We start from the raw sequence: 25,900 nt of genomic DNA on the forward strand, positions 1-25,900 counted from the left end.
TTTGGAGCCCACCCCTCCATGACAGAAGATGCTGCAAAATACTTTATATGGACCCCTGAAGCCCTCCAGCTCTTGAAGGCCGGTGCTGTTTATCCGGACAGGGAGCACAACACAACCGCTCACAATAAGGAGTACTTTCCAGAGCTGCATTTTGATCGTTACCAGAACGAGTCTAATCATGATGCATTTCTAAACGGAGTTACGGCCTATAAAAAGAACTTTGCCAAATCCATCGAGATGGCTAAGAATGGCGATCTGGTTGGTGTTTTTACTCACTTAGGTGGTGCCTTGCATGCTGTTCAGGATTTTGCATCCCACTCAAACTACATTGAGCTCCCTGAAAAAGAGCAGAAAATCATTGATGAAATACTCTTTGGTGACAGGAGCCCAAAAGAGTTGCCCAAATCTGTCAAGCTGACACACTACGATCCAGACATGCCGATACCAGGCATTCCTGAGGGCAGCGACTATCCACACGATATCAAGAGTAAAGACTATCCATTCCGTGGCGATGTTTCCATGAGCCAGTTTGGACCCGATGAAATTGGCTATCAGGCTGCTTTTGACACAGGCACCTATTTTGCCAAAATCGTGCTGACCCGGTTTATGCATGCTCTTGATGAGAAGAGCTACCGACAGGTAACGAATGCAGAAGTATGGAACGTATTCCCTCCTTATCCACGTAACTGTACTGTCGGCGATATCAATAAAACCAGCTATACAGCCATGCGAGGGGACAATGTCGTTTGTGAGGGTAAACCAGATTATATCTATAAGCTGGAAACGGCTCGAAAGGTAGGCATTAATACATTCAATAAATAAAGGAAATGATCACTGAGATTCATGCAAGAAGTTATCAGTGATCAAAAAGAGTCCTTAAAAACCAAGAAGCCAGATGACTTAATCTGGCTTCTTAAAAACTGGTGATTGAACGACGGATATTCTCTCAGTTAACGAAATACCGTTTCAGATAATATCACCCATTGATCTGACCAGTTCTCTGTTGGCTTACGCTTAAACTCGCTGCGAACATACTGGGCGATCCGACCTTCAGCAGAAGCCAGCATCAGATTAGCGGTTACGCTGACGGTCATACGGGTTCTCACGCCCTCCTTGATTTCCGCTTCACGCAACGTCTGCTTGAGTTGTGTCTCCAGACGATCAAACAGCTGAGTAACACGCTGGCGCAGGCGCTCAGTCTCTCCAGCCAGTGCATCTCCGGTCAGGATACGAGTTAACCCCGGGTTTTTTTCACAGAAGCCAATCAGCAACAGCAAGATCTTCTCACACCGCGCGGCAACATGAGGCTCTTCTGAAAGAATCAGGGAGATTCGGGAAAACAGAGTCTCCTCAATGAACTCGATGAGCCCTTCAAACATTTTAGCTTTGCTTGGGAAGTGTCGGTACAGGGCTGCTTCTGAGACACCCACAGCTTTGGCCAGGGCCGATGTGGTAATCCGGGTACCCGGAGCCGTCTCCAGCATATGAGCCAGGGCTTCCAGAATCTGCTGCTTGCGAGAAATTTTCTGAGACATATCCATTATGAGTACTAAACACTATCTCCGGTTATCAGGGTGCCCACTCCCCGGTCAGTCAACAGTTCAAGCAGAACGGCATGTGGCACCCGGCCGTCAATGATGTGCGCTGTTTTTACACCGCACTTCACGGCATTAAGCGCGCATTGTATCTTGGGAAGCATACCGCCATAAATAGTTCCATCAGCAATTAATGCTTCGACCTGCTCTGAATTTAGTCCGGTTAACAGGTTTCCACCCTTATCCAACAGGCCTGCAGTATTGGTTAGCAACAGGAGTTTTTCCGCCACCAGCTCCTCAGCCAGTCGTCCTGCGACAAGATCAGCGTTGATATTGTAGGAGGCACCTGCATCATCTACCCCAATAGGAGCAACGACCGGAATAAAGTCGGAGTTTTGCAGCATGGTGATAATGTCAGTATCGATGGATTCCACTTCTCCCACCTGACCAATATCAATAATCTCCCTTGCCGTCATTTCCGGCGTCATCTCTGTCACCATCAACCGTTTGGCACGAATAAACCGACCATCCTTACCGGTAACACCAATAGCCCGCCCACCATTGTTATTGATGAGTGTCACTATCTCTTTATTCACCAGTCCACCCAGTACCATTTGTACGACATCCATCGTATTGGAATCGGTAACCCTCATTCCCTGTACAAACCGGCTTTCGATATTCAGCCGTTTCAGCATGTCACCAATCTGTGGACCACCACCATGGACAACCACAGGATTAATCCCGACCGCCTTCAGCAAGACTACACCTTGAGCAAAGCTGTTTTTCAGCTCATCGTTTTCCATGGCATTGCCACCATATTTAACGACGACGGTCTTACCAGCATAACGTTGCAAATAGGGCAGGGCCTCGGTCAGAACCGTTGCAATTTCCTGAGAGGATAAAGCAGGCTTATCCATTACTCCTCCTGCAGTGCTCTTACTGACTGAGCATGATGTTAGTTATTTTTTATTGGTGCAGGCACGACCTATATAGCCATGCCTTTCGTACAAAAAAAGAAGTCAGTGGGTTCCAGAGTGTCCAAAACCTCCAGCACCACGATCACTTTCTTCAAAACTTTCCACAATTTCCAGTCGAGCCTGAACCACAGGAACCAGAATTAACTGGGCAATCCGCTCACCCGGCTGAACAGTAAATGTCGTATTTCCACGGTTCCAGCAGGAAACCATCAGCTGCCCCTGGTAGTCAGAGTCGATCAGTCCAACAAGGTTGCCCAGAACAATGCCATGCTTATGGCCCAGACCAGAACGAGGAAGTATCATAGCCGCCAGGGACGGATCTTCAATATGTATTGCCATTCCGGTAGGCAGTAGCTGAGTTTGACCCGGCTCCAGCGTCATCGGTTCATCAAGACAGGCCCGGAGATCAATACCCGCAGAGCCTTCAGTTGCATATTCTGGCAGTGGAAACTCTGTGCCCAGCCGTGGATCCAGAATACGAGTCTTCAGTGTTTTCATGTGGCTTAATTCCCTGTTCATTCATTAGTGTCAGTGGTGGACTGGAGGCTTTTCCACTTTCTGAAACGGCGGGCAACAATTTGCAGCAGTTTGTGCGACACCACTTTTTTTGATGCTCTTGGTAATGGCTCTTCCAGCTCTTCACCGATGACAGTCACTTCATTGCTGTCACTGCTGAACCCAATATCTCGGTCACCCACATCATTGGCCACCACCAGATTCATCTTCTTCCGTCGCATCTTGTCTGCGGCGTACCCCAGCACATTGTGAGTCTCTGCGGCAAAACCAACCACAAAGGGAGGTGTATCCAGACCAGTGACCGAAGCAATAATATCGGGGTTGCGTACCAGTTTAATCTCAAGGGTTTCACTGCCATTCTCTGGATCTTTCTTGATCTTTTCCTTCGCTATCTCTGATGGACGGTAGTCGCTGACAGCCGCACAGCCGATAAAGATATCAACCCCTTCTATCTGGTCGTGAACTGCTTGATGCATATCTCTGGCACTGACCACGTCCACCCGCTTGACCCGATCCGGTGTGTCCAAGTTCACTGGACCACTGACCAGAGTAACCGTTGCCCCCGATGCAACCGCCGCTTCTGCAATGGCGAAACCCATTTTTCCGGAGCTGTGGTTGGAAATATAACGAACCGGATCAATATCTTCGCGGGTACCGCCAGCCGTGATCAAGACATTCAACCCAGTAAGAATATCATGGGTAAACAGCTCCGATGTTTTCTCCACAATCAGCTCAGGATCCAGCATTCTGCCCGGGCCGATATCACCGCAGGCCTGACTGCCGTCGCTTGGGCCAAACAAGCTGATATTCCGCTCCAGCAACTCTTCGCAATTCTGCTGGGTCACACTGTCACGCCACATGCCCTGGTTCATGGCAGGCGCCAGGCAAATAGGGGCACTGGTGGCCAGGCACAGGGTGGTTAACAGGTCATCTGCATGCCCGCCAGCCAGTCGTGCAATAAAGTCAGCAGTGGCAGGAGCAACCAGAACCACATCTGCCCAGCGTGCCAGTTCAATATGTCCCATGGCCGCTTCAGCCTTGGTATCCAGTAAATCCAGATGAACTGGGTTGTGAGACAGAGCCTGCAACGTTAACGGCGTAATAAACTCACAGGCAGCACTGGTCATAACCACACGGACATCCGCCCCCAGCTTGGTCAGCAGACGAATCAGCTCTGCACTCTTATAGGCGGCAATGCCTCCGGTAACACCAAGAACAATGCGTTTGTTGCTTAGCTGTTGCATAGGTTGCAAATTTCCTCAGGGAATTAAACCGGCAATTCTTTGTCTGAGCAGTCATGAATCGCACAAAAAACCATGAGCTACTCACCATAAATCTCTTCCATCATATCAGTGAATAGCTGGCGGGATAACTACCATAAGAGCACAAGACTGGAGTCATCATTTGCTTCCTAGAGAAAAGATACTGGCTATGGGCCCCTCAGCACTGACTGAAGCGGAGCTACTGGCACTGCTGCTAAGAACTGGCTGTCAGGGTATGAACGTGATGGAACTGGCCAGCCTCCTGCTTGAGCAGTTTGGTGGACTTGACAAACTGCTGACAACCCGCCAACAGCAACTGATGTCGATTAAAGGCCTTGGGCCTGCTAAAGCCACTCAGCTCAGTGCCACTTTGGAGCTTTGTCGAAGAGTGCTTTGGAAAAAGTAGCGAACTCAGACATTATCTCCAGCCCGGAATCAACTCGGGAATATCTGCAGCTTCACTTTCAGGGTCTTCAGCGGGAGCAGTTCGCCTGCCTTTTTCTGGATACCCGGCATCGGGTGATTGCACTTGAAACGCTCTTTCAGGGCACCCTGAACGCAGCCACAGTTCATCCCAGGGAGGTCGTGAAGCAGGCACTGGCTCTGAATGCGGCATCACTGATTCTCTGCCACAACCACCCGTCAGGGGATCCTGAGCCCAGTCAGGCTGACATTCGCATTACTCAACGCTTAAAAGAAGCGCTGCAGCTAGTGGATATTCAGGTGCTGGATCATATGATTGTGGGGCAGGGAGAGATACTATCCATGGCTGAACATGGGCTGGTTTAGCGTCAGATAAATTTTTCCCAGTTTTTCTCCTTTCAACTATCAGCCTTAACCACATCGATTTCTTCTGAAGCAGTGGCAACTGGTTAATACCATAGAACCACTCTGGTTGGTGAATTGTCGTATGAAAGCACCATTTATGTACCATGGGCAGGATCACAGCTGGGTCATCCTTTCTAACACTGCGCTCACGGTTCATCTTGTTACGGAGCCAGGTCTTCAGCCTGAAGCATTGTATGTCCGCTGCGAACCAGACAATGAGGAACGCCTCATTCCAATGGAGCGGTCTCAAGACGCTGAACGACTAACAACCTGGAAAGCCACCATTCCCATGAGCCGGGATAAGGCAACAACGGTCTATTGCTTTAAAGCTATAACCCAAGAGCGTCAATGGTGGCTCCACGGGGCAGGTATATCTAAACGTATGCCTGGTCAGGAAAAGCTGTTCCGATACAACTCGGAACATCAGCCTCCCGAGTGGGTAAAACATCAGGTTTTCTATCAGATTTTTCCCGACCGCTTTGCTAACGCCAACCCGGCAATCAGTGTCACCTCCAATGAATACTGCCTGCTGGGTGAGGAAAAGCCAACGGTAGCCAAACCATGGGGAACTTCTGTCTCAGAGCATGGAAAAGATGGTGCCAGTGAGTTCTTTGGTGGCGATCTCGAGGGTATCCGTGACAAGCTCGACTACCTCCAGTCTCTGGGTGTCACAACGCTCTATCTGAACCCAATCTTTGCAGCCCCCAGTAATCACAAGTACGACACCACAGACTACCTCAATATTGACCCACACCTTGGCACCAATGAGGAATTTGCTGAGCTGGTGAACGATCTGCATCAGCGAGATATGAAGATTGTGCTGGATGCAGTTTTCAATCACACCTCTCTTGACCATCCATGGTTTGATCGTTTTCAACAGCGGGGTGATGGTCAGGGTGCCTGGCAAAATCCCAAATCTCCCTTTCGGGACTATCACCAGTTTGATGGTGACTCCGAAAACTACATTGGCTGGAATGGTATCCACACCCTGCCAAAACTGAATTTTCTGAACCCTGAAGTCCGTGATTACTTTTACGCTGGTGACAACTCAGTTATTCGGCACTGGCTGAAACAACCATATTGTATCGATGGCTGGCGCTTCGATGTTATCCATATGCTGGGAGAAGGGGAGGGCGCGACCAACAATGCTCATTACGTCAGGGCATTTCGGGCATCAGCAAAAGCCGAGAATCCACAGTGCTATGTGCTGGGTGAGCACTTTTTCGAAGCAACCCAATGGTTGCAAGGTGATCAGGAAGACGGGGCAATGAATTATTATGGCTTTGCCCACCCCGTTCGGGCTTTCTTTGCCGGTTTGGATATTGCCTTCGATCCCTGTCGTATTGAGGCAGATGAGTTTGCCCAATGGCTGATGGAAGCGGCGGCAAAGATTCCCTGGCGTAATCAGCTGAGTCAACTTAACCAGCTGGATAGCCACGACACCATGCGTTTTCTGACCATGGTTAACGGCGATGAGGCCACTTTACGCTGTGCTTTGATATTTCTGTTCTGCTGGGCCGGTGTACCCTGCATCTATTACGGCACCGAAGTCGCTCTGGAAGGGGGGCATGACCCGGATAATCGCCGCTGTTTCCCATGGGAGCGCCTGGATTCCCGGCAGGACATGGTGGATTTTATTAAGCAGCTGACCTCCCTGCGTAACCAGTCTTCAGCTTTGCAGTCAGGCCGTGTTCAGTGGCTTTATGCAGAAGGGGATGTTATTGCTTTTGCCCGCTGCCTGGATAATGAGCGGGTAATCTGTGCAATAAACCGTGGATTAACACCTGCAGCGCTCTCTTTACCCATTTGGCAGATGGGGCTCGAGCAAGGGTATTTTTCATTACTGATAAAAAAAGGAGAGGGCATTGATGCTTCAGATGGCACCCTTGAGCTGACCATACCGGCCAAATCCGGAGAGATTTTGGTTCAGGCTTGATCCTGATGAATAAGGTGTCCTCCACAAGGTGGAGGACAGTCTTCCATGCTCAGCAGTAAAACTTAATCATCAGACTCAATGTAGTCATCTTCCTGATCGTCATAAATATCATCAGGCTCAGGAGCAAGGAACCACTCGTCCAGTTTCATAGAGAGCTGATCAACACCGCTTTTCTTGAGCGAAGAGAATAACTGAACGCTCACCTGCGGGAATCGGGACAGATCCTTTCTAAGCGCATTCAACACCTGCTTGGCAGCTCCCTGTTTCAGCTTATCAGCCTTGGTGAGCAGGATATGCAGAGGTAAGTTAGCGCTTACACTCCAATTAAGCATCATCTGATCAAACTCTTTCATCGGATGACGAATATCCATCAACAGCACCAGACCAACTAACGCCTCACGGCGCTCGAGGTAATCAGTCATGTGATGCTGCCACTCTTTCTTCATGGCCTCAGGCACTTTGGCATAACCATAGCCTGGAAGATCCACCAGAAAGACTCCTTCCTGAACCTCAAAGAAGTTGATGAGCTGGGTTCTGCCTGGTGTCTTACTGGTTCGAGCCAGCTTGTTGGAACCGGTCAGCGCATTCAGTGCACTGGACTTGCCTGCATTAGAGCGACCTGCAAAGGCCACTTCACGACCTTCATTCTCCGGACACTGGCTCAGCTTGGCCGCACTCTTGTAAAAAGAGGCCTTGCGGTAATTTAATGAAGATCTGGTATCACTCATGGGGTTTCATCTATTCCAGTAATCTTTGCTGACTTCCAGTGAGCCTTGAATTAATAAGCACCGGGCTTAATAAACCACGTAATAGAAATCAGAAAAAGGACGCTAGGTTATCGCTTCCAGCTGATCGATATAGCTCTGCCTGTACCGGTTGCCGGTTGAGTAGTTTATACTATCGTCGTTCAAGGCACATGCCGTCATGTCACCTGATGCTGAAGCAGCCAGAAAGCAGACGCGAATCTCTGCATGGATCTGTTTCGCTAAGAGGCTGTCTAAGAATAACGCCCGTAGCGAGGATGGCAGAAAATTGAGGATAGAAATTCTGTTTTGTGAGGTGAATAGTGGTTCTATTTGCCGAACAAAACGGAGTTTTTAGACCAATTTGCTGCTACCGCAGTAGGGCAGTCTATTCTCGGACAGCCTCTAAATAATAAAAGCTGTCAGGTCTGATGAATAATAACAGCCATTTGAGGCAAACGCCGTAACTGGGTCAGGTAATGAAAAAAGTCATTCTCACTCTGGTAATTTCTTTGGGGGTAACGGGCGTAGCCTTTGCCAAAGGGGATGCAGCTGCAGGCAAGAGCAAAGCGACTACCTGCGCTGCCTGTCATGGCGCAACAGGGGTCAGCCCTGCTCCAAACTGGCCGAATCTCGCGGGTCAGGGGGAGCGTTACCTGATTAAGCAGATCACTGAAATCAAAGACGGTGAGCGCTCTGTTCCAGAGATGATGCCCTTCGTCAGCGCTCTTACCAAGCAGGACATTGCTGATCTGGCTGCTTTTTACGCCAGCCAGCCGGCTCCACAGGGAGCAACCGACGCAAAGTATGTCTCAGTGGGTGAAGCACTCTATCGAGGCGGAGATGCCAAGAAAGGCATTCCAGCCTGCTCCAGCTGCCACTCTCCTACGGGTAAGGGTAACTTCCTTGCGGGATTCCCCTCCCTGGCGGGCCAGAAAGCAGATTACACCGCCAAGCAGCTTCGGGATCTTCGTGAAGGTGATCGAACCAATGACGGCGACACCAAAATCATGAGAACGATTGCTGAGAAAATGAGCAATAAAGAAATCGAAGCCGTTTCCCACTACATCAGCGGTCTTCGCTGATCGTTTGTCATCCTTGATGATTTACAGAAGCCTGATTCAGACAGGCTTCTGTGATACTCCCCTTGTAAAAACATCCTGACCAACCGACCTGATCAGACTTCCTTTTCGTCAGATGCTGACGTAATGTGTCTCCAATAAAACGCCATATCCTTAAGTAGCTGGCCATATGGAATCGCATATTTCAGGCTACTTGGGCAGATACTATGCAAGGCACAATGGAGGGAGCATAGCCTTAGCTACGTGACCGGAGTTGTAACGCGGCAGAGTGCCTGAACAAGGAGTCAGAAATGTATGATTCCCTATGGTTAGTTACTTAATAACAATGAAAAATAGAGGGCTCCCTAATGACAAAAAAAACGAAGGGTATATTAGGTATTGCTGTGTTCTTGGGAGTTGCCCTGGTCGCAGCTGGATATCTGTTCAATGGTGCTCAAAACAGTAAGGAAGCGACTGTTGCTCAAAATACACCTGTAGCGCAAACCAGCACGACCAAGCGCTCAACAAACAGTGATAACTCATCAACGTCACCTCAAGTCATCACTCAGTCCAGTCCACCCCAACTGTTTCAGCCAGGTCAGCACTATCGAGTGTTAGCCAATCCGGTAAAAACGGATGCCAAACCGGAGAAGGTCGAGGTTGTTTCCATTTTCTGGTACGGGTGCCCCCACTGTTATGCACTTGAGCCAAAGATTGAGCAGTGGCAAGAAACCTTGCCTGCAGATGTTGAGTTCATTCGAACGCCTGGTTTCTTCGGTCCTAACCTTTGGCAGACCCACGCCCGGCTTTACTATACTGTCCGAAATATGGGGCTGGAAGAGAAGGTTCATGCTGGTATCTTCAGTGAAATACAGAACCGCCGAAACCAGCTCAAGGACAGTGAGCAGATGACCGAGTTTTTAAATCGGGAGTTTGGTGTTGAGCCCGGTGCCTTTAATAAAGAGTTCAAGGGTTTCGGGGTGAATAATCAGCTTCAGAAAGCCTTCTCTAAACTTAAAGGCTATGAGCTGTCTGGTGTACCCGCCATTGTTATCGATGGTCGATATGTGGTTGAGCCAGGACTGGCGGGATCAATGGGTAATATGCCGGTTATTGCCGACTACCTGATTCGGAAAGTCAAACAGGATCGAAAAGGTTAGTTCCGACCACAAGCTCCTAGCAGGAGTGGTTAAAGATCAAATGTTTGGATTTTTAACCACTTTATTTTGTAAATCTTCGATAACTCTTTGAAGGAAGTTGAATAAAAGGCCTGTAATATCTGTCCATAGGTTCCCGTACACATTTTTGCGGTAGGTCACAATGCCCATTCGAACTCTTACAGGTGCCATTCGTCGGCGCTTACACCGGCAGCGTTGTCAGTACCGTTCCGGGCATATTCACCACTCTGTACAGGGAGCAACTCCCTGTCAGTTAAACAAAAATACCCTCAACCTGCTCAGCTTTAATATTCAGGTAGGCATTAATACTCAGCAATACCGGCATTATCTGACCCGCAGCTGGCAGCATATTCTTCCTCACGCTAACCGCCTGACTACCCTTGACCGTATTGCCAGTGTTCTTCCTGACTTTGATCTGGTTGCCCTGCAGGAAGCTGACGGTGGAAGTATTCGAAGTAACTTTATCAATCAAACTGAATATCTGGCTCTGAAAGGGCACTTCCCTTACTGGTATCATCAGATCAACAGAAATCTTGGCAAGCTGGCACAGCACAGTAACGGTTTGCTCAGCCGGTTTGAGCCTGTATCGCTGGAAGACCACAAACTGCCCGGACTGATTCCCGGGCGAGGTGCCATTGTCGCCCGCTTTGGCAACCCTGAAGAGCCTCTTACCGTGGTGATGATGCATTTGGCGCTGAGCAAAAGGGCCAGAGATATCCAGCTTTCCTATATCCGGGATGTTGTGCAACACAATCAGCATGTGGTGCTAATGGGTGATATGAACACCCACGCAGATCAGTTACTCAATGACTCCCCCCTGAAAGACACATCCCTCCATGCCGCCCACTGGGGACAAAATACCTTCCCCAGCTGGCAGCCAAAGCGCTCTCTGGACCATATTCTGATCAGCCCTTCTCTGGTTGTTAATCGATTTGGCGTTATTAATATTCCTATCACTGACCATCTGCCGGTATCTGTGGAAATCCAGATTCCTGACTCTGTATTGAGCAACGTGTGATTTATCAAGCCAAAATAGAGACAGTTTGAAACTAATAAGGCTTTATTAGCAGGCTATATAAGAAACGTTCACTTACAGGTGATGAGGTTTACTACAAGGCAGGACAAAAAAATAAAAAAGACCCGATATCAAGGGGGAAGTAAGGAGGGAGATATCGGGCCTCGAAAAAAAGCCATCACTGTTTCAGTGACAGGGAGTCATTCCAGACGGAAAATAATACCTGACGCAAATTATTTGCCTATCAGTAAAAAAACCTCGCCTCATACGTAATGCGGCCTTATCGGCTTCGGAATAAACCAACCTTTTGGTTGCCCTCGGCAGACCTTATAAAATCGATATAATGAGACACCCTTTTGTTGGTCTGGCTGGCTCTCTTTACGATACCGGCAGACCATTACATCCACAGACTATCATCAAATATGGAGACTGAATGATGAGCCACATGAAGCTGGGAGTTTTCGGCTCAGCATTTGACCCCCCGACACTTGGGCACCTGGATGTTTTACGGCAGGCTGCTACCTGCCATGATCACATCCTGCTTATCCCCAGTGCGTTTCATGCTTTCGACAAGAAGCCCCTGCCATTCAACCTTCGCCTGCAAATGCTGCAATGCTTTATTGATGATGCAGATGCAGGCTGCCCTTTAGAGGTTTGTGACCTGGAGGCAGAACTGCTGAAACAGAACCCTGGCAAGCCGGTATACACATATGATCTGATGGAAGCCTTAACCAGTAAATACAAAGACAAAGCCGATATTTCGTTCATCAGGGGACCAGATAATGCAAGGCCTGAAACCTGGACTCGATTTTATAAATCGAAAGAAATTGAGGAAAAGTGGCCTATCTTTACCGCTACCGAACGGCTACCTATCCGCAGCAGTGATGTCCGCAAAATTCTTGAATCCTCAAAAATAGCCGATGATCTTCAGCAGGGATTGAATATGCTGCTACCTTCTGTTCAGGCTTTTATTATGAATAACAATTTATACCAGACAGGGAACATATGAAGCTTTCAGGTCTTGATGCCAGCGATGTACAGGTTCAGGAAGAGACAAAGGTTTATTCAGGCTTTCTGAAGCTCTTTAAATACACGATTACTCATGGCCTCTTTAAAGGGGGAATCAGTCGCCCCCTGATCCGTGAAGCCACCGTAAGGCCACCTTCTGTCGGTGTCATTTTATTTGATCCGGTTCATGATCAGGTGGTTCTGGTCGAGCAATTCCGCATGGGACCCTTTTTGAGCAACGATGATCCCTGGTTACTGGAGGTGGTTGCCGGCATCAGCGAGCCCGGAGAAACGCTGGAAGAAGTTGCCCTTCGAGAAGTAGAGGAAGAAACCGGTTATAAGATTACCTCATTGAGGCCAGTATCTGATTTCTATGTCAGCCCTGGAGCAAGTAATGAGAAGCTGAAACTTTTCTGTGGTCTGGTGGACGCCACAAATGCAGGCGGCGTTTTTGGCATGGCCGATGAAGGTGAGGATATCAGAGTTCATGTTCTTCCCTTCCCGGAAGCTTATGATATGGTGGAAGATGGTAGGATAGCCAACGCTCCAGCAATCATTGCAATGCAATGGCTCAAGCTGCATCATCACGAGTTATGCCAACATGAAAAATAAACTCTTCTCCGGCAGATTACAGCAACGGTTTGCTTCCATCTTCGTACTTAGCCTGCTTTTCATATTACTGGCTGGATGTCAGGTTAATGCCAGTAAAATAGCCAAACAGTATCAAAATGGCATTCCCAGAGATTCTCACCTGGCAATGTTACCATTCATCAGCCATACCGGTGTCCCTAAGGAAGAAACCGTTCAGCTCAAGCGTATTTTATTAGTTCAATTGGCGTCGGTTGGAATAAAAAATACTACTGTTTATAAAAAGCCAGAAACCAACCCAGCCCCCAGCTATCTTGCTGATATCTATGAGCTTGAACGCGCTCAGCTGTGGGCAAAGAGTAAAAGCATTAAACTATCGATATCAGGTGAAATTCTTGAGTGGCAATATGATGAACAGAACCGTTTTTCAACCGCATTGCAGCTGAAAGTTACGGATATTGCTTCAGGAGAAGACATATGGAGCATAAGTGGCATGGGAGAAGGGCGCCCTGGTGAAGCGGCTTATGATGTGAGCCGAAAGCTGATTGCTGACCTTGTGGCGGCCATGCCTCTTCAATAAGCAAAGTAGTCCCATAATGCTTATACTAAACAATTAAACACGAGAGAAAAGGATATGCTCTACGTACTCAGGGATGACAATAATCAGGTATGCGCCGTCTCAGATAAGCCGCTTTCGAACGAATGGGAGCGAGCTGACATGGACGATGCAAGCCTGAAACTTTTTTTACAAAACAACCCTGAGATCAGTACCGGAATCATGGAATCTTCTGATGCTGATTTCATACGTGTACTTGAAGACGTTATTGACTTACTCATCGATAAGCAAATTATTCAGTTCACCGAATTTCCTGATGTCGTTCAAAGAAAGCTTCTCAATCGCCGGAGATACCGCGAAAGCCTGAGGAGCAATTCTGATACAACACAGCTTCTTGAAGATGGTGATGATATCTTTTAAGAAGCAGGTCAACGACTTAAGCTGCTCTTTATCGTTCTTTCGAAATAGTTCCCGGCGGTGTAATTCGAGCATTTATTGTTGGCCAGTTCTCGGGCCAGCAACTCTGTGTATCCATTGATATATTGGGAACCATTAACCTGGTTTCATCAACCCTTTCTGGAAACAAAATCCCATCCAAGTGATCAATTTCATGCAGCATAACCCTGGCTGCAAATCCATCCAGCGAGGCCTCAATGATGTTTCCTTGATCATCAAAACCTCTGACCTTCACGTTTGCCGGCCTGTTGACCCACCCTCTGATACCTGGAACTGATAAACAACCCTCCCACGTCCAGCAGGTTTCTTGACTGACTTCTATGATCTGCGGATTGATCCAAAATGAAAAAGGAATATCTGGCACGCTGGGATAACGTGTCTTTGTCTCTTCAGAGATTCCTATGCATAAAACCCTCACCCCCCAGCCAACCTGTGGAGCGGCAATACCAATACCGTTGGCCTCCAGTTGTCTTTTACGAAGAACTCGCAAGTTGTGCTGGAAATTATCGGTCAGGATATCATCAACTCTCACTTGCCGATGTTGCTGAAAAAGCAGGGGATCACCCATGATGATCAGATCCGGACTATCAGACAAACGCATCATTAAAACAACCACTCCTCCTCTATTTATGATCAATTAGTGTAACTTAATGGCCCCAGAGACCTGTGAAAATTCAGACTAAGCACTGATCAGCATAAAGCAAAATATGATTTCATAGCGCCAAATACTTATAATTGATCGTCAACTTACGTTTTTTAAGCATCATGACCAGAACTTATCGTTTACTTGTTTCCTGCCCGGATTCCACTGGCATCGTAGCCACCGTTAGTGACTTTATCGCTAGGCATGGCGGCTGGATTGTTGAGGCCAATCATCACTCCGACCCTGTTACTGGGCGGTTTTACATGCGCAATGAGATTAAAGCAGAAAGCCTCCCTTTCTCTGTGGATCAATTCAAAGAGCATTTCACCCCGATAGCTGAAAAGCTCAGCCTGGATTGGCGCGTCAATGACTCAGGAGTCCCGCCGCGTGTAGCCCTTCTGGCCAGTAAAGAGGCTCACTGCCTGTCTGACCTGCTTTATCGTTGGCGCAGTGGCGACCTGAAGATGGAAATCCCCTGTGTCATCTCCAATCATGAGGATTTGAGAAGCTATGTGGAGTGGCATGGTATTCCCTATCATCATGTACCTGTGGATAAACATGATAAAGCACCTGCCTTTGAGAAAATGACATCACTTCTCGAAGAATACAGTGTTGATACGGTCGTACTTGCACGTTATATGCAAATTTTGCCTCCACAGCTGTGTGAACTCTATGCTGACCGAGTCATCAATATCCATCACAGCTTTCTACCTTCATTTGTGGGAGCTAAGCCCTATCATCAAGCCTATGAGCGGGGGGTTAAGCTGGTAGGCGCCACCTGCCATTACGTTACGGAGATACTCGACGCAGGTCCTATCATTGAGCAGGATGTTATCAGGGTAGGGCATCACCACCTTCCAGAAGACATGGTTCGGTTAGGTAAGGATGTTGAGAAAAGTGTACTAGCGCGAGGATTGAGGTATCACATCGAAGACCGGGTTATTGTTGATGGCAGCAAGACCATTATCTTAGGATAACCCTTATAACAAAGATTAAGTGATTGTGTTCGCCCTGTGGATAAGCTGTTAAAGTCTGTGAATAAGCTATTAATACACAGGGTATAAGCAATAATGAGATAGATGTCGCTCAGGGAAGAGTTATGAAATTACAGCCCTGCCCCTGTTGCCGGGGTAAAGCTATATTTGCAGACCTGATCATAGGCAAAGCCAATCGAAGAGTTAAAATGTGGCAGGTCAGCTGCACTGGCTGTGGTTTATCCACAGAAATGGATGAGGATAAGAGATATGCAGCAAAGCGCTGGAATCTTCGTCAGGAATACGCAAGCCTAAAAATGTGGGTAACATTACTGGCAGCACTGCTACCAGTATCGATAATTATCAGCCTGCTGCTTGGCAATCTAATGGGTATCAGTTTAATCAGCTAAGCTTGCCGTTCTTTTTGGCTGCACCTTGAATACAGCTGGTAATGTTATCCACAAGCTGATTGATAAACTTTGCATAGCTTTCAGGCCCGGATTGAATATTTTCCGCCAGAGGATCAAGCACCCCTACTCTTATTGAGCGCCCCTCAGTTAGTCGTTCAATATAAGCAGGTTGAAACTGTGGTTCACGAAAGATACAGGTTTCACTGGCCTTATCCAACTGCCCTTTCAAGCTTACTAGATGCCGGGCTCCTGGCTGTTGCTCAGGATTGAGTGTGAAATAGCCAGCAACCTCCAGACCATATTGCTCTTGCAGATAGCCATATGCATTATGGAACACAAAAAATGGTTTCTTTCCTGATTGTTCTACTTTTTGACAGTTACGTGAATCCGTCTGATCCATACTTTTCAAGAAAAGATCAAGATTATTCTGATAGCGAGACTGGTTAACTTTGTCCACAGAAATCAACACACGAGCCATCTCTTTCGCAATAACCCTGGCATTCTCTGTACTTAGCCAGATATGGGGGTCATAGTCACCATGGTCATGATGCTCTCCGTGCTCATGGATATGATGCTCATCCTCTTCACTGCTACGCAGGCGAATCCCATGAATATCCATCATGGAAACTGATTTTACCCCCTTTGTAGAGGTCAACATTTTTGGAAGGAAAGTCTCCATTGAAGGGCCTACCCAAAAAATGACATCAGCATCTCTCAACTTCCGCACATCCGAAGGCTTAAGGCTATGACTATGAGGTGAGCTACCCGGAGGCAGTAATACTTTCGTATCAGCCACCCCTTCCGTAACCGCCTGGGCAATCAACTGCAAGGGCTTGATACTGGCAAGAACCTTTGGTGGCTCAGCACTTGCAAAGAAGCTGACAGTCATTAGCAACACTGTTATCAGCAACTGTTTAATGGGGACAAACTGCATACAAAACCCGCTCTTTTGGTAAGTGTTATAATATAACACTTTAATACGCGATGTGCGACTTTGTCTGAAACTATCTCAAATTACTAGCCCGGATATTTCATAAACTGCCCCGAATCTCGGGCAGGACTTTGTCGCCCTAAGGGATTTTGTGAGGGAGTGCCGTACCGGGGAGTACGGTCGACCGAGCAAAACTCCCTTAGGGCGGCAAAGGACAAGCGAGAACGGGAGCACGTTTATGAAATATCCGGGCTAGCATGATGGTAAGTCCAAGTTGTATCTTCAAAATCACGCAATTATTTGCTTTCCGTTTTTTAATCTTCGGAAATAAGGTTCTCAAACTGTATTGCAGGACGACCAGCAATTATATTCAGATAAGAACCAATATTATGTGCCAGTAACTTCCGAGCGATACGTGATGTCATATGCCATCTATCTCGACAATGGCACTTTTCTATTTCAAAGCGCTCTGTCAATTGACCTATCACTGTTTCTATTCTCCGTCGTACCCGTAATACCAGCTTTACAAACGACTTCGGACGTTCATCTTGCATGTTTTTTCTCAGTGGCGTCTGAAGATCAATACCTAATTCCTGACAATCAGCTTTAAACTCAGGCCTTATATAGCCCTTATCGCCAAGCAAGAGGCCAGAAATGGTCTCGAGCATGTCATAGGCTGCATCACGCTCATCTACGTTCGCTGCGGTCAGAGTAAAACCCACAGGAATCCCTCGTGCTTCAACCAGCAAATGCCCCTGAAAGCCATAGAACTTCTTGTCCTTGGAAGCGCAGTAACCATAACCAGCCTCAGCTTTAAAGATACGGCTCTGTGGTGCACGGGTTCTGACGACAACATCAATCGGAAAACCATCGATTAAATGGATATCTGCATTATCTGCATGCATCATCTGGACTATACGAATTTGCAGTCGTTGTTTCACATGCCATAAGTTGGCGGCCTGTTTGACAAATGCCGAGCGTGAAGGAATGTCAGGAAACAGGTGTCGCCAGTGTCGGGTAAAATACTTCCAAATCTCAGTGTCCTTATGATGCCCAAGCCATTCACCGACAACTTCCATGGTGATCGCTTCACTATCAGTGAGCTTTGGTGGAAACCCTCGAAGTCGCAGTGGTACAGGAAAAAGCTCTTTTACCAAATCGTCGATCAAGCAGTAGACTGTAGTGATAAACTCTTCAACGGGCATGACTGAAACCTTCTTTGCTTTCTACTGCTTTTAATAGCAGAAAGCAGGATCAGTCATGTCTCCTTATGCAAACCTAAAAGTCGCACATGGCGTACTTTAATCTAAAAAAGGATCCCCACATTCATAGTTCAGAACCAAGATCTCAGTCATCTTTTTTCTGAACCATAGTAATATATAAAGAGATATTGGAGGGAAGAGCCAGGAATAGTGATTGAAAGTGATGGCTAGAAGTCAGATGGAAAAAAGATGCAGTTGCTAAAACTCATTCAGTAAATGGTTGGGATAGAATGGAGTATTTTGATACGAACCCTCACCGAGGAGTAAGCAAAGGTTCGTATTCATTTGAAGTGATTAGATGCCTCCCCAGTAGTCATCGCCAAAAATGGCACTGAGTCGCTTGTCTTCTTCTCTATCCTCAAGTGCTCTGCGGATTTGCAGAGAGCGCTTGGAACCTTTCTGCTCAAGTTCAGGACGGATCAGGTGCTCATCCAGAATGAACTCTTTTTCGGCTTTCTTACCTTTTCCCATAACAGCATCCTCTTCTTGTATTTGTTATTAAATGATGCCTGATTACGGTTACCAAAATATTAAATTACTGGTCATACGACAACCACTCATGTCGTATAAAAATGTAAGATAAATCTTACAAATCCTTAACTCTAAGAGACCTCAACCCTTTTTTTATGCTTTTCAGCTGTGATTCAAGCTCTGGTTCTTTCTGCATGGCGACCCCTGCCGCGAGCACATCAATCACAACCAGATGAACAATTCTGGACGTTAATGGTGTAAACAGATCCGTATTTTCTTCCGCCGCTATCGCAAGCGGGAAATCACAGTGCTCTGCTAGTGGTGTACCATTTGGACAGATGCCAATAATCGTTGCTCCGTGCTCTCTGGCAAGCTTTACACTGTGGATCAAGTCCTTTGAACGTCCAGTTTGAGAAATCGCAACAACGACATCATCACGGGTCATGGTTGAAGCAGAAATCAGCTGGATATGAGGGTCCGCACAGGCTACCGCTGTCGCTTTCAAGCGTATAAATTTATGCCGGGCATCGCGTGCCACCGCTGCAGAAGCACCAAACCCGAAAAATTCGATTCGTCGAGCACCAACCAAGACCTCAATTGCTGATTGCAGGCCGGCTATATCCATTCTCTCCCTGACCTGCATCAACTCCTGAATTGTCAAATCAAAGACCTTATTCTTTAATGATTCAGTACTGTCATCCCGATCCAGTTTCATACTGGTAAAGCGGGGAGCAGAAGCTGTACCCAGAGTCTGGGCAAGTTTTAATTTGAAATCCTGAAATCCCTTACAACCAATTGCCTTGCAAAAGCGCATGACAGTAGGCTCGCTGACACCAACCTGTTTAGCCACCTGTCCAATATTTAAGCTGATACAACTTGATGGTTCATTGAGTACCCAGTCAGCTACTTTTTTCTCTGAACGTCTCAGACTGTCATACTGCCTGCCCACTTCGATAATCGGGTCATTGCTTAACATAAACTGCTCAACATCATTGATTCGTTCATTGTTGTTCTCATGGATACACAGACAAAATGCTAATAAATAGCAATAACTTCGTTCATCACTTGCATCTCTGTCTAAATGAACCTTAACACAGGCAAGACCTCATGACGCAGTTTCGTTAAACTCTCACTGTACTTGTAAATACTCTCCCCATCGCAAGGGGGCACCGAATCCTGACTGAAAGATTTTTATGGACGTAACCTCAATACTTGATTCACTGAACGATGCACAGCGCAGTGCCGTTGCTGCTCCCGTCAGCTCTATGCTGGTACTGGCAGGTGCCGGCAGTGGTAAAACCCGCGTTCTGGTTCATCGCATCGCCTGGCTGGTTCAGGCTGAAGCCATGTCACCCTATTCAGTGATGGCCGTAACCTTCACCAACAAGGCGGCGGCAGAAATGCGCTCACGTATTGAGGAACTGCTGGGCATCGCCCCCAGAGGGATGTGGGTGGGTACTTTCCACGGTCTTTCCCATCGCCTTCTCAGGGCGCACTGGAAGGAAACCGGACTGCCTGAGAACTTCCAGATTCTGGACAGTGATGATCAGCTGCGCGTGCTCAAACGGATCATGAAAGCCATGCAGCTGGATGAACAAAAGTGGCCTCCACGTCAGGCCCAGTGGTTTATCAACAGTAAAAAAGATGAAGGACTTCGTCCTGATTACATCGACCCCGGTTACGACCCATTTGAACGAACCATGGTGGATGTTTATCGACGCTACCATGAGTACTGCGAGCAAGCCGGCGTGGTAGACTTCGGGGAACTGTTGCTGCGTGCGCATGAGCTGCTGCTGAAGCGGGCTGATATTCTCCAGCATTACCGCGAGCGTTTCCGTTATATCCTGGTGGATGAGTTTCAGGATACCAACGCCGTGCAATATGCCTGGCTACGGCTGCTGGCTGGAGACCAGGACAAATTGATGGTCGTTGGTGATGATGACCAGTCCATATACGGTTGGCGCGGTGCCAGAATTGAAAATATACGTCAGTTTACACATGACTTCCCGAATGCCCAGACCATCAAACTGGAACAGAACTATCGCTCAACCGGTAATATTCTCCAGGCCGCCAATGCCGTTATTGCCAATAACCCGGACCGTTTAGGAAAAGAGCTGCGCACCGACGGCGATAAAGGCGAGCCAGTACATCTGTACGCTGGCTTTAACGAAATGGACGAAGCTCGCTTTATTACAGATCGGATTAAAGATGCGGTCACCAAAGGCATGGCCCGCAGCGATATTGCCGTCCTTTATCGGTCCAATGCGCAGTCCCGTATACTTGAAGAAGCAATGCTCAGGGCTGCAATCCCCTATCGAATTTACGGTGGGCAGCGTTTCTTTGAACGGGCAGAAATCAAAAATGCCCTGGCCTATCTCCGTCTTGTCAGTTCTCCCAACGACGACACTTCTCTGGAGCGGGTTATCAATATTCCGACCCGGGGGATTGGAGAGAAAACGGTAGAAAAACTGAGAGAGGCTGCCCGAAGTCAGGGGATTTCACTCTGGCAAGCTCTGAAAAACCTGGTGGCATCATCCGTAGTCGGCGGTAAGGCCGGTAAATCCATGGCAGCATTTGTGGAATTGATCGAGTCCATGAGTCATGCGGGTGAAACACTGGATCTTGGCGAACTGTCAGATCATGTGATCACCATGAGTGGGCTGATCGATCACCACAGTAAAGAAAAAGGTGAAAAAGGTCAGGCTCGAGTGGAAAACCTTGAGGAACTGGTTAATGCCTGTCGTCAGTTTGATATGGACGAGCTCGACCTGGATGAAGAAACCGAAGCCATGACGCCTCTGGATGCCTTTCTGGCCCATGCAGCACTGGAAGCGGGTACCAATCAGGCAGATCAGTTCCAGGACAGCGTGCAGATGATGACACTCCACTCTGCAAAGGGCCTGGAGTTTCCTCTGGTCTTTCTGGCCGGCATGGAAGAGGGGTTATTCCCCCATAAAATGTCCCTGGATGAAGGCAACCTCGAAGAAGAGCGTAGGCTTTGTTATGTGGGCATAACCCGTGCCATGGAAACCTTATATCTGACGTACGCTGAAAGTCGCCGACTGTATGGTAGTGAAACCATGAATCGCCCTTCCCGATTTATCAGGGAGATTCCTGGTGAGCTGCTTCAGGAGGTTCGCCTTGGTGGTACCATAACCCGACCGGTAGTCACCCGCATGGCGCCGGCATCACCCGATCATGGTCTTTCACTCGGCCAGCGCGTCCATCACAACGTGTTTGGTGAGGGTGTTGTGATTAATTACGAAGGTGATGGCAACCAGGCCCGGGTTCAGGTCAATTTTGATTCTGAAGGCGCTAAATGGTTGATGATGGCCTACGCCAACCTTTCTCCAATCTAGGAGCCTGCCAGACTTAAGGCTCCAGACCCAAAGCCTCCATATCAATGGAGGCTTGTATGCTTCCCCCTATCCACTTACCATGCTTCTGTCGTGTTCCGCATAAATAATACCAATCAAATTTTCTAAACCCGTTATGAGCATGGCTGACTGAAGTGTAAGACAAGGCAAAGTGACGAGTCATAGCCTTAGCTATGGTGAGGAGCTTTAACGCAGGATTACGCTTGAGGCTATCAGCGGAATAGGGATTTAGAGAATCCGATTGGTAAAAGATTAAAAACAAGAGAACAGGGTCCTTGCATGAAACGTCGTAATTTATTGGCCTCTTTGGGGATCGCTGCCGCAACTGCAGCACTGGTGGGTTGTGGGCAGGGTGAACAGCCGCAGCAAACCTCCAGTACTGAGTCAGCAGCTCCGGAAATTCAAAAACCCATCGAATGGAAACTGGTTACATCCTGGCCAAAAAATTTCCCGGGGCTGGGTACCGCCCCTGAGCGCTTTGCCGAATCCGTTAATAAAATGAGTAATGGTCGCCTGACCATCAAAGTGTATGGTGGCGGTGAACTGGTTCCACCACTGGAAGTATTTGATGCGGTATCCAGTGGCACTGCTGATATGGGTCACAGTGGTGCTTATTACTGGAAGGGTAAGGACCCGGCTACCCAGTTCTTTACTGCCGTTCCATTTGGTCTGAATGCACAGGAAATCAGCAGCTGGATTCACTACGGTGGTGGGCAGGCACTCTGGGATGAAGTGTACAAGCCGTTCAATGTAAAACCGATGGCTGGCGGCAACAGTGGTGTCCAGATGGCTGGCTGGTTCAACAAAGAGATCAACAGCTTGGATGACCTGAAAGGTCTGAAAATGCGCATACCGGGTATGGGCGGTGAAGTGCTGAAGCGTCTGGGTGGTGTACCCGTGAATATACCCGGTGGTGAGCTGTTTACTGCACTTCAGACCGGCGCTATTGATGCCACTGAGTGGGTCGGCCCATACAATGACCTGGCTTTTGGTTTCTACAAAGCCGCTTCTTACTACTACTACCCAGGCTGGCATGAGCCAGGCAGCATGATGGAATTCACCATCAACCTGGATGCGTGGAATAAACTGCCTGAAGACCTGCAGGCCATTGTAAAAACGGCAGCCCGTGCAGCAAACCAGGACATGATTGATGAATATACTGCGAGGAATAATGCGGCGCTTCAACAGCTGGTGAACGAGCACGGAGTTAAAGTAAAGCGCCTGCCGGATGATGTACTTGCTGAACTGAAAAAAGTGGCCGATGAGATCACACTGGAAGTGGCAGCCACCAGCGATGTTGCTGGACGGGTTTATGAATCGTTCAGTGAGTTCCGCGAGCAGTCCAAGGCTTACCACAGCATTTCAGAAGTCGCTTTTTACGAAGCGCGCTCTCTTGAGTAATTGATCGCCATGCCGCCACATTCACCCCGTGAGTGTGGCGCTATCGTAGTTGCCCCAATCTGTAAATTTCTTACACCCGCAAATCCCATGTTCTTCAATGCTGGAATCAGGGCACTGACCTGCTCGTCCTGCCCAGTGTGCATAAAGAGATCGTTTGACACTGAATCAGCATCAAAACCGGTTGGTTCCAACAGGCTAGCAACCCTACGGGCAATAGCAGAGCCTGAGTCAATCCAATGAATGCCTGAAGAGATCTGTTGTAAAGCGCCTCGTAGCAGAGGGAAATGTGTACAGCCAAGCACTATCGCATCCGGCACCTGTTCTCCCTCAAGAAAGGGGGCAAGAATCCTGTGCAGTTCTTTCTCTGAAACCGGATCACCCCGAAGGTACTGTTCAGCCATTTGCACCAGCTCACTGGAGCCGACTCGAATCACATGACAGTCCCCGGCAAAGTCATTAATCAGCTGATCCGTATAACTGCGGGCAATAGTGCCAGGTGTCGCCAGAAGACCGATGCACCGTTTTTCAGAGTATTCACTGGCCGTCTTGATAGCCGGAACCACACCAACAACGGGAAAATACAGCTCTTCACGTACCCTGGGCAGCGAGATCGTACTGGCCGTATTACAGGCAATAACAGCAAGAGAGGGATCAAACTGTTCCGCCAGAGCATTAAGGCAAAGGCTGGTTCGCTCAATCACTTCCTGTTCAGGCTTTGGTCCATAAGGAAAACCATGGATATCAGAACAGTAAACCACCGGAGTGTAAGGTAAAGCTTGCTTTATTTCCTGATAAATACTGAGCCCGCCAACACCGGAATCAAAAATAACGATTGGTTTTACCCTTTTATTCACGGCTGTTTTCACAAGAAACTTCCACAAAAATGATTTACTGTTCACTCAGGCTTTGACAATCAATACACAACGATGATTCCGGCTGAATTTCCAGTCTGGCAAAAGGAATAGGTTTGTCACATTCCTGACAATAACCATAATCACCACCTTCAAAGCGAGCCAGAGCCCCTAGCACCCACTTTAACTGCTGCTGGCTCTGTTCCAGACCAGCCTTTGCCATACTCTGCTGTTGAAGAGCATCATTTCTGGATACTCTTCCAAATGCCTGCTGATCCAGTGTTACCGGTTCAGCAGACTGACCAGATTGAGTTACGGCTTCCATGAGTGCCTCTCTGCGTTGCTGCAATTGCTGGAACAGATACTCGCGTTGTTCAGGCTTTAATGGCGACATAGTGTTTTCAATCTCCATTGAAGACGCAATAAGCGTTATTCCCATTTATGAAGATACAGCAGATTGCAGGGTTTGAAAAAAGAGCAATGGAAATTACCCCATTTCCATAGTACATAAACAGCATTGAATCCTGTTACCGGAGTAACGCTATGAATCACAGGGCCTTTCAGGATCAGCTGGCTCAGTTCCCAGTTAATACTGCTGATATCCTGCAACAGTTGATTCACCAGCAGGGCCGCCTTGAGCCAGAGCAAGTGAATGAGCTTAAGGGGTTGATGGAGCTGTCATCAGAGAACCTTCTGAAAGCACTGCTTCCTCTCGCTGCATCCATGAGCACCTGCCCAATTTCACATTTTTCCGTGGGTGCGATTGTTGAAGGCTTTCGCTCAGAAGGGCAAGGACCTATCTATCTTGGTGCAAACCTTGAAATGGCTGGGCAGCCACTGAAAATGGCGATTCACGCTGAGCAGGCTGCTATCAGTAACGCATGGCACCAGGGAGAAACCCGACTGCGCCGCCTGATGGTCAATGAAGCGCCCTGTGGCCACTGCCGCCAGTTCATGAACGAACTCAGTGAGATCGACCATATGGATATCCTGGTCAGCCAGCTCGACAGTGATCAACAGCGCCAATACAGCATCTCAAGCCTCCTTCCAGATGCTTTTGGTCCTGGAGACCTGAAGCAAAACACTCGACTGATGAGTCCATCACTGCTCTCACTCGAGAGCCCGGTTCCTGCAGATGAACTGGTCAATGCAGCAACAGAAGCAGCCCAGAGGAGCTATGCGCCTTATTCCGGCTGTCATTCAGGGGTAGCTCTACTTATAGATAACGGAGATATAATTTCAGGTAGATATGCCGAAAACGTAGCCTTCAACCCGGGAATGACTGCCGCAGAAGCGGCTCTGGTTAATCTCCGCCTATCCAGCCTTGGCAAGGCTCCAAGCAAAATTATTGACGCTGTTATGGTTGAAAAACAGGCATCTATCTCCCATAAGGGTATGACAGCCTCAATCATTAGTCATATAGGGGCAGAATTACGCTATTTCGTTGTATAAACTTAAAGTAACTCATTAAGCAAGGAGGCTAGATTGTGAGTTCAGGTTATAGAATTGATCCATCATCCTCTCCCCATCTTGACTACGGTCAAGGCAATGATGACAACTCTGGTAAAAATGAAGGCAGTGCCAGCTCTTCCTCAGCAGACCACAAGTCTTACATTGACCGCTCAGACTCAAGAAAGGGCGAGGATAAATCTCTGGAAATGCGCAAAGCTCGTAAAAAGAACAAGCGCAAGAAGAAAAAAATCTCTGAGAGAAATACCAAAGAGTTTAATGATGACCAGACCGACGAATGAAGGCAATCATCAGATTGCCTTTAACTTCCAATCGCAATACCTCCACCACTTCCAACAGCTTCCCTAAAGGCTGCTAAACACCCTAAGATACTTCATTTGACTAATTCCACTCTCGGTGAAAAGATCCCGGTCGGGATTGATTGGATTGATGGCGTGCGCTGCTGCACTGG

29 protein-coding genes are annotated in these 25,900 nt (G+C 47.9%); 17 read left to right on the plus strand and 12 right to left on the minus strand.

From position 1 onward, the window contains the following. Positions 1-18 precede the first annotated feature (18 nt). The gene (locus ACOCLE_RS20400; RefSeq protein WP_419534012.1) at positions 19-822 is read left to right on the plus strand and encodes an HET-C-related protein; all 804 of its coding nucleotides are present in this window, start codon (positions 19-21) and stop codon (positions 820-822) included. Between the two features lie 128 nt (positions 823-950). Here the strand turns inward: ACOCLE_RS20400 and slmA are convergent, their stop codons facing one another. The 4 genes from slmA to coaBC form a co-directional block, all read right to left on the minus strand. Beyond that, on the minus strand, positions 951-1,541 hold the full coding sequence (slmA, locus tag ACOCLE_RS20405) for a nucleoid occlusion factor SlmA (RefSeq protein WP_419534013.1): 591 nt from the start codon (positions 1,539-1,541) through the stop codon (positions 951-953). An 8-nt stretch (positions 1,542-1,549) separates the two neighbouring features. Beyond that, a complete protein-coding gene (argB, locus tag ACOCLE_RS20410; RefSeq protein ID WP_419534014.1) occupies positions 1,550-2,452 on the minus strand; it encodes an acetylglutamate kinase in 903 nt (300 codons plus the stop codon). 102 nt (positions 2,453-2,554) lie between these two features. Beyond that, positions 2,555-3,010, minus strand: a complete 456-nt coding sequence (gene dut, locus ACOCLE_RS20415) for a dUTP diphosphatase (protein WP_419534015.1) — start codon at positions 3,008-3,010, stop codon at positions 2,555-2,557. A 17-nt stretch (positions 3,011-3,027) separates the two neighbouring features. Beyond that, positions 3,028-4,272 (minus strand): bifunctional phosphopantothenoylcysteine decarboxylase/phosphopantothenate--cysteine ligase CoaBC, encoded by a 1,245-nt coding sequence (gene coaBC, locus ACOCLE_RS20420; protein WP_419534016.1) that lies wholly within the window; start codon positions 4,270-4,272, stop codon positions 3,028-3,030. Positions 4,273-4,459: 187 nt separating this feature from the next. Here coaBC and ACOCLE_RS20425 point away from each other — a divergent pair, with 187 nt between their 5' ends. From ACOCLE_RS20425 to malZ, 3 genes are all read left to right on the plus strand, one after another. Then, entirely contained in the window at positions 4,460-4,696 is a 237-nt protein-coding gene (locus ACOCLE_RS20425; RefSeq protein ID WP_419534017.1) for a UPF0758 domain-containing protein, read from the plus strand. After that, a complete protein-coding gene (gene radC, locus ACOCLE_RS20430) occupies positions 4,684-5,079 on the plus strand; it encodes a RadC family protein (protein WP_419534018.1) in 396 nt (131 codons plus the stop codon). Before ACOCLE_RS20425 ends, radC begins: the two co-directional genes overlap by 13 nt. 136 nt (positions 5,080-5,215) lie before the next feature. Beyond that, on the plus strand, positions 5,216-7,054 hold the full coding sequence (gene malZ, locus ACOCLE_RS20435; RefSeq protein ID WP_419537240.1) for a maltodextrin glucosidase: 1,839 nt from the start codon (positions 5,216-5,218) through the stop codon (positions 7,052-7,054). 62 nt (positions 7,055-7,116) lie between these two features. Here malZ and yihA read toward each other — a convergent pair whose 3' ends face one another. Continuing rightward, positions 7,117-7,782, minus strand: a complete 666-nt coding sequence (gene yihA / locus ACOCLE_RS20440) for a ribosome biogenesis GTP-binding protein YihA/YsxC (protein WP_066015759.1) — start codon at positions 7,780-7,782, stop codon at positions 7,117-7,119. Positions 7,783-8,276: 494 nt separating this feature from the next. Between yihA and ACOCLE_RS20445 the strand changes: the two genes are divergently transcribed. The 7 genes from ACOCLE_RS20445 (at position 8,277) to ACOCLE_RS20475 (ending at position 13,623) form a co-directional block, all read left to right on the plus strand. Next, positions 8,277-8,882, plus strand: coding sequence for a c-type cytochrome (locus tag ACOCLE_RS20445; protein WP_066015758.1), 606 nt, complete (start codon positions 8,277-8,279; stop codon positions 8,880-8,882). A gap of 344 nt (positions 8,883-9,226) precedes the next feature. Further along, on the plus strand, positions 9,227-10,018 hold the full coding sequence (locus ACOCLE_RS20450; protein WP_419534019.1) for a thiol:disulfide interchange protein DsbA/DsbL: 792 nt from the start codon (positions 9,227-9,229) through the stop codon (positions 10,016-10,018). Positions 10,019-10,178: 160 nt separating this feature from the next. Next, positions 10,179-11,054, plus strand: coding sequence for an endonuclease/exonuclease/phosphatase family protein (locus tag ACOCLE_RS20455; RefSeq protein WP_419534020.1), 876 nt, complete (start codon positions 10,179-10,181; stop codon positions 11,052-11,054). Positions 11,055-11,484: 430 nt separating this feature from the next. Then, a complete protein-coding gene (locus ACOCLE_RS20460) occupies positions 11,485-12,060 on the plus strand; it encodes an adenylyltransferase/cytidyltransferase family protein (protein ID WP_419534021.1) in 576 nt (191 codons plus the stop codon). Then, a complete protein-coding gene (locus ACOCLE_RS20465; protein ID WP_419534022.1) occupies positions 12,057-12,671 on the plus strand; it encodes an NUDIX domain-containing protein in 615 nt (204 codons plus the stop codon). Before ACOCLE_RS20460 ends, ACOCLE_RS20465 begins: the two co-directional genes overlap by 4 nt. Beyond that, positions 12,661-13,227, plus strand: a complete 567-nt coding sequence (locus tag ACOCLE_RS20470; RefSeq protein WP_419534023.1) for a hypothetical protein — start codon at positions 12,661-12,663, stop codon at positions 13,225-13,227. Before ACOCLE_RS20465 ends, ACOCLE_RS20470 begins: the two co-directional genes overlap by 11 nt. A 138-nt stretch (positions 13,228-13,365) precedes the next feature. Next, on the plus strand, positions 13,366-13,623 hold the full coding sequence (locus tag ACOCLE_RS20475) for a tryptophan synthase subunit beta like protein (protein ID WP_419534024.1): 258 nt from the start codon (positions 13,366-13,368) through the stop codon (positions 13,621-13,623). Between the two features lie 28 nt (positions 13,624-13,651). On the opposite strand, the gene def is transcribed toward ACOCLE_RS20475, so the two are convergent. Then, positions 13,652-14,263, minus strand: a complete 612-nt coding sequence (gene def, locus ACOCLE_RS20480; RefSeq protein WP_419534025.1) for a peptide deformylase — start codon at positions 14,261-14,263, stop codon at positions 13,652-13,654. Between the two features lie 161 nt (positions 14,264-14,424). On the opposite strand from def, the gene purU reads away from it, so the two are divergent. Together purU and ACOCLE_RS20490 are read left to right on the plus strand one after the other, a co-directional pair. Continuing rightward, positions 14,425-15,279: a formyltetrahydrofolate deformylase gene (gene purU / locus ACOCLE_RS20485; RefSeq protein WP_419537241.1), complete on the plus strand. Its 855-nt coding sequence runs from the start codon at positions 14,425-14,427 to the stop codon at positions 15,277-15,279. A 122-nt stretch (positions 15,280-15,401) separates the two neighbouring features. Next, positions 15,402-15,686 (plus strand): Lar family restriction alleviation protein, encoded by a 285-nt coding sequence (locus ACOCLE_RS20490; RefSeq protein ID WP_419534026.1) that lies wholly within the window; start codon positions 15,402-15,404, stop codon positions 15,684-15,686. On the opposite strand, the gene znuA is transcribed toward ACOCLE_RS20490, so the two are convergent. The 4 genes from znuA to ACOCLE_RS20510 all read right to left on the minus strand — a co-directional run bounded on the left by znuA (position 15,679) and on the right by ACOCLE_RS20510 (position 19,326). Continuing rightward, entirely contained in the window at positions 15,679-16,659 is a 981-nt protein-coding gene (gene znuA, locus ACOCLE_RS20495; protein ID WP_419534027.1) for a zinc ABC transporter substrate-binding protein ZnuA, read from the minus strand. The two genes, ACOCLE_RS20490 and znuA, sit on opposite strands and share 8 nt — an antisense overlap. Positions 16,660-16,931: 272 nt before the next feature. Then, entirely contained in the window at positions 16,932-17,822 is an 891-nt protein-coding gene (locus ACOCLE_RS20500) for an IS982 family transposase (protein WP_419533099.1), read from the minus strand. Positions 17,823-18,173: 351 nt separating this feature from the next. Next, a complete protein-coding gene (locus ACOCLE_RS20505) occupies positions 18,174-18,350 on the minus strand; it encodes a PA3496 family putative envelope integrity protein (protein WP_175404505.1) in 177 nt (58 codons plus the stop codon). Between the two features lie 115 nt (positions 18,351-18,465). Next, the gene (locus ACOCLE_RS20510) at positions 18,466-19,326 is read right to left on the minus strand and encodes an SIS domain-containing protein (RefSeq protein ID WP_419534028.1); all 861 of its coding nucleotides are present in this window, start codon (positions 19,324-19,326) and stop codon (positions 18,466-18,468) included. A 217-nt stretch (positions 19,327-19,543) separates the two neighbouring features. Between ACOCLE_RS20510 and uvrD the strand changes: the two genes are divergently transcribed. Together uvrD and ACOCLE_RS20520 are read left to right on the plus strand one after the other, a co-directional pair. Further along, complete coding sequence (gene uvrD, locus ACOCLE_RS20515; RefSeq protein WP_419534029.1) at positions 19,544-21,709, plus strand: DNA helicase II; 2,166 nt, start codon at positions 19,544-19,546, stop codon at positions 21,707-21,709. Positions 21,710-22,006: 297 nt separating this feature from the next. Continuing rightward, complete coding sequence (locus tag ACOCLE_RS20520) at positions 22,007-23,128, plus strand: TRAP transporter substrate-binding protein (RefSeq protein WP_419534030.1); 1,122 nt, start codon at positions 22,007-22,009, stop codon at positions 23,126-23,128. Here the strand turns inward: ACOCLE_RS20520 and murI are convergent. Both murI and ACOCLE_RS20530 read right to left on the minus strand, forming a co-directional pair. Next, on the minus strand, positions 23,104-23,994 hold the full coding sequence (gene murI / locus ACOCLE_RS20525) for a glutamate racemase (RefSeq protein WP_419534031.1): 891 nt from the start codon (positions 23,992-23,994) through the stop codon (positions 23,104-23,106). The genes ACOCLE_RS20520 and murI overlap by 25 nt on opposite strands. A gap of 22 nt (positions 23,995-24,016) precedes the next feature. Further along, positions 24,017-24,373, minus strand: a complete 357-nt coding sequence (locus tag ACOCLE_RS20530; RefSeq protein WP_419534032.1) for a TraR/DksA family transcriptional regulator — start codon at positions 24,371-24,373, stop codon at positions 24,017-24,019. A 149-nt stretch (positions 24,374-24,522) separates the two neighbouring features. Between ACOCLE_RS20530 and cdd the strand changes: the two genes are divergently transcribed. Together cdd and ACOCLE_RS20540 are read left to right on the plus strand one after the other, a co-directional pair. Further along, positions 24,523-25,431: a cytidine deaminase gene (gene cdd, locus ACOCLE_RS20535; RefSeq protein WP_419534033.1), complete on the plus strand. Its 909-nt coding sequence runs from the start codon at positions 24,523-24,525 to the stop codon at positions 25,429-25,431. 35 nt (positions 25,432-25,466) lie between these two features. After that, entirely contained in the window at positions 25,467-25,730 is a 264-nt protein-coding gene (locus ACOCLE_RS20540) for a hypothetical protein (RefSeq protein WP_419534034.1), read from the plus strand. Positions 25,731-25,900: the final 170 nt, after the last annotated feature.

The sequence above is a fragment of the Endozoicomonas sp. genome (assembly GCF_965196975.1).
Lineage (GTDB): Bacteria > Pseudomonadota > Gammaproteobacteria > Pseudomonadales > Endozoicomonadaceae > Endozoicomonas.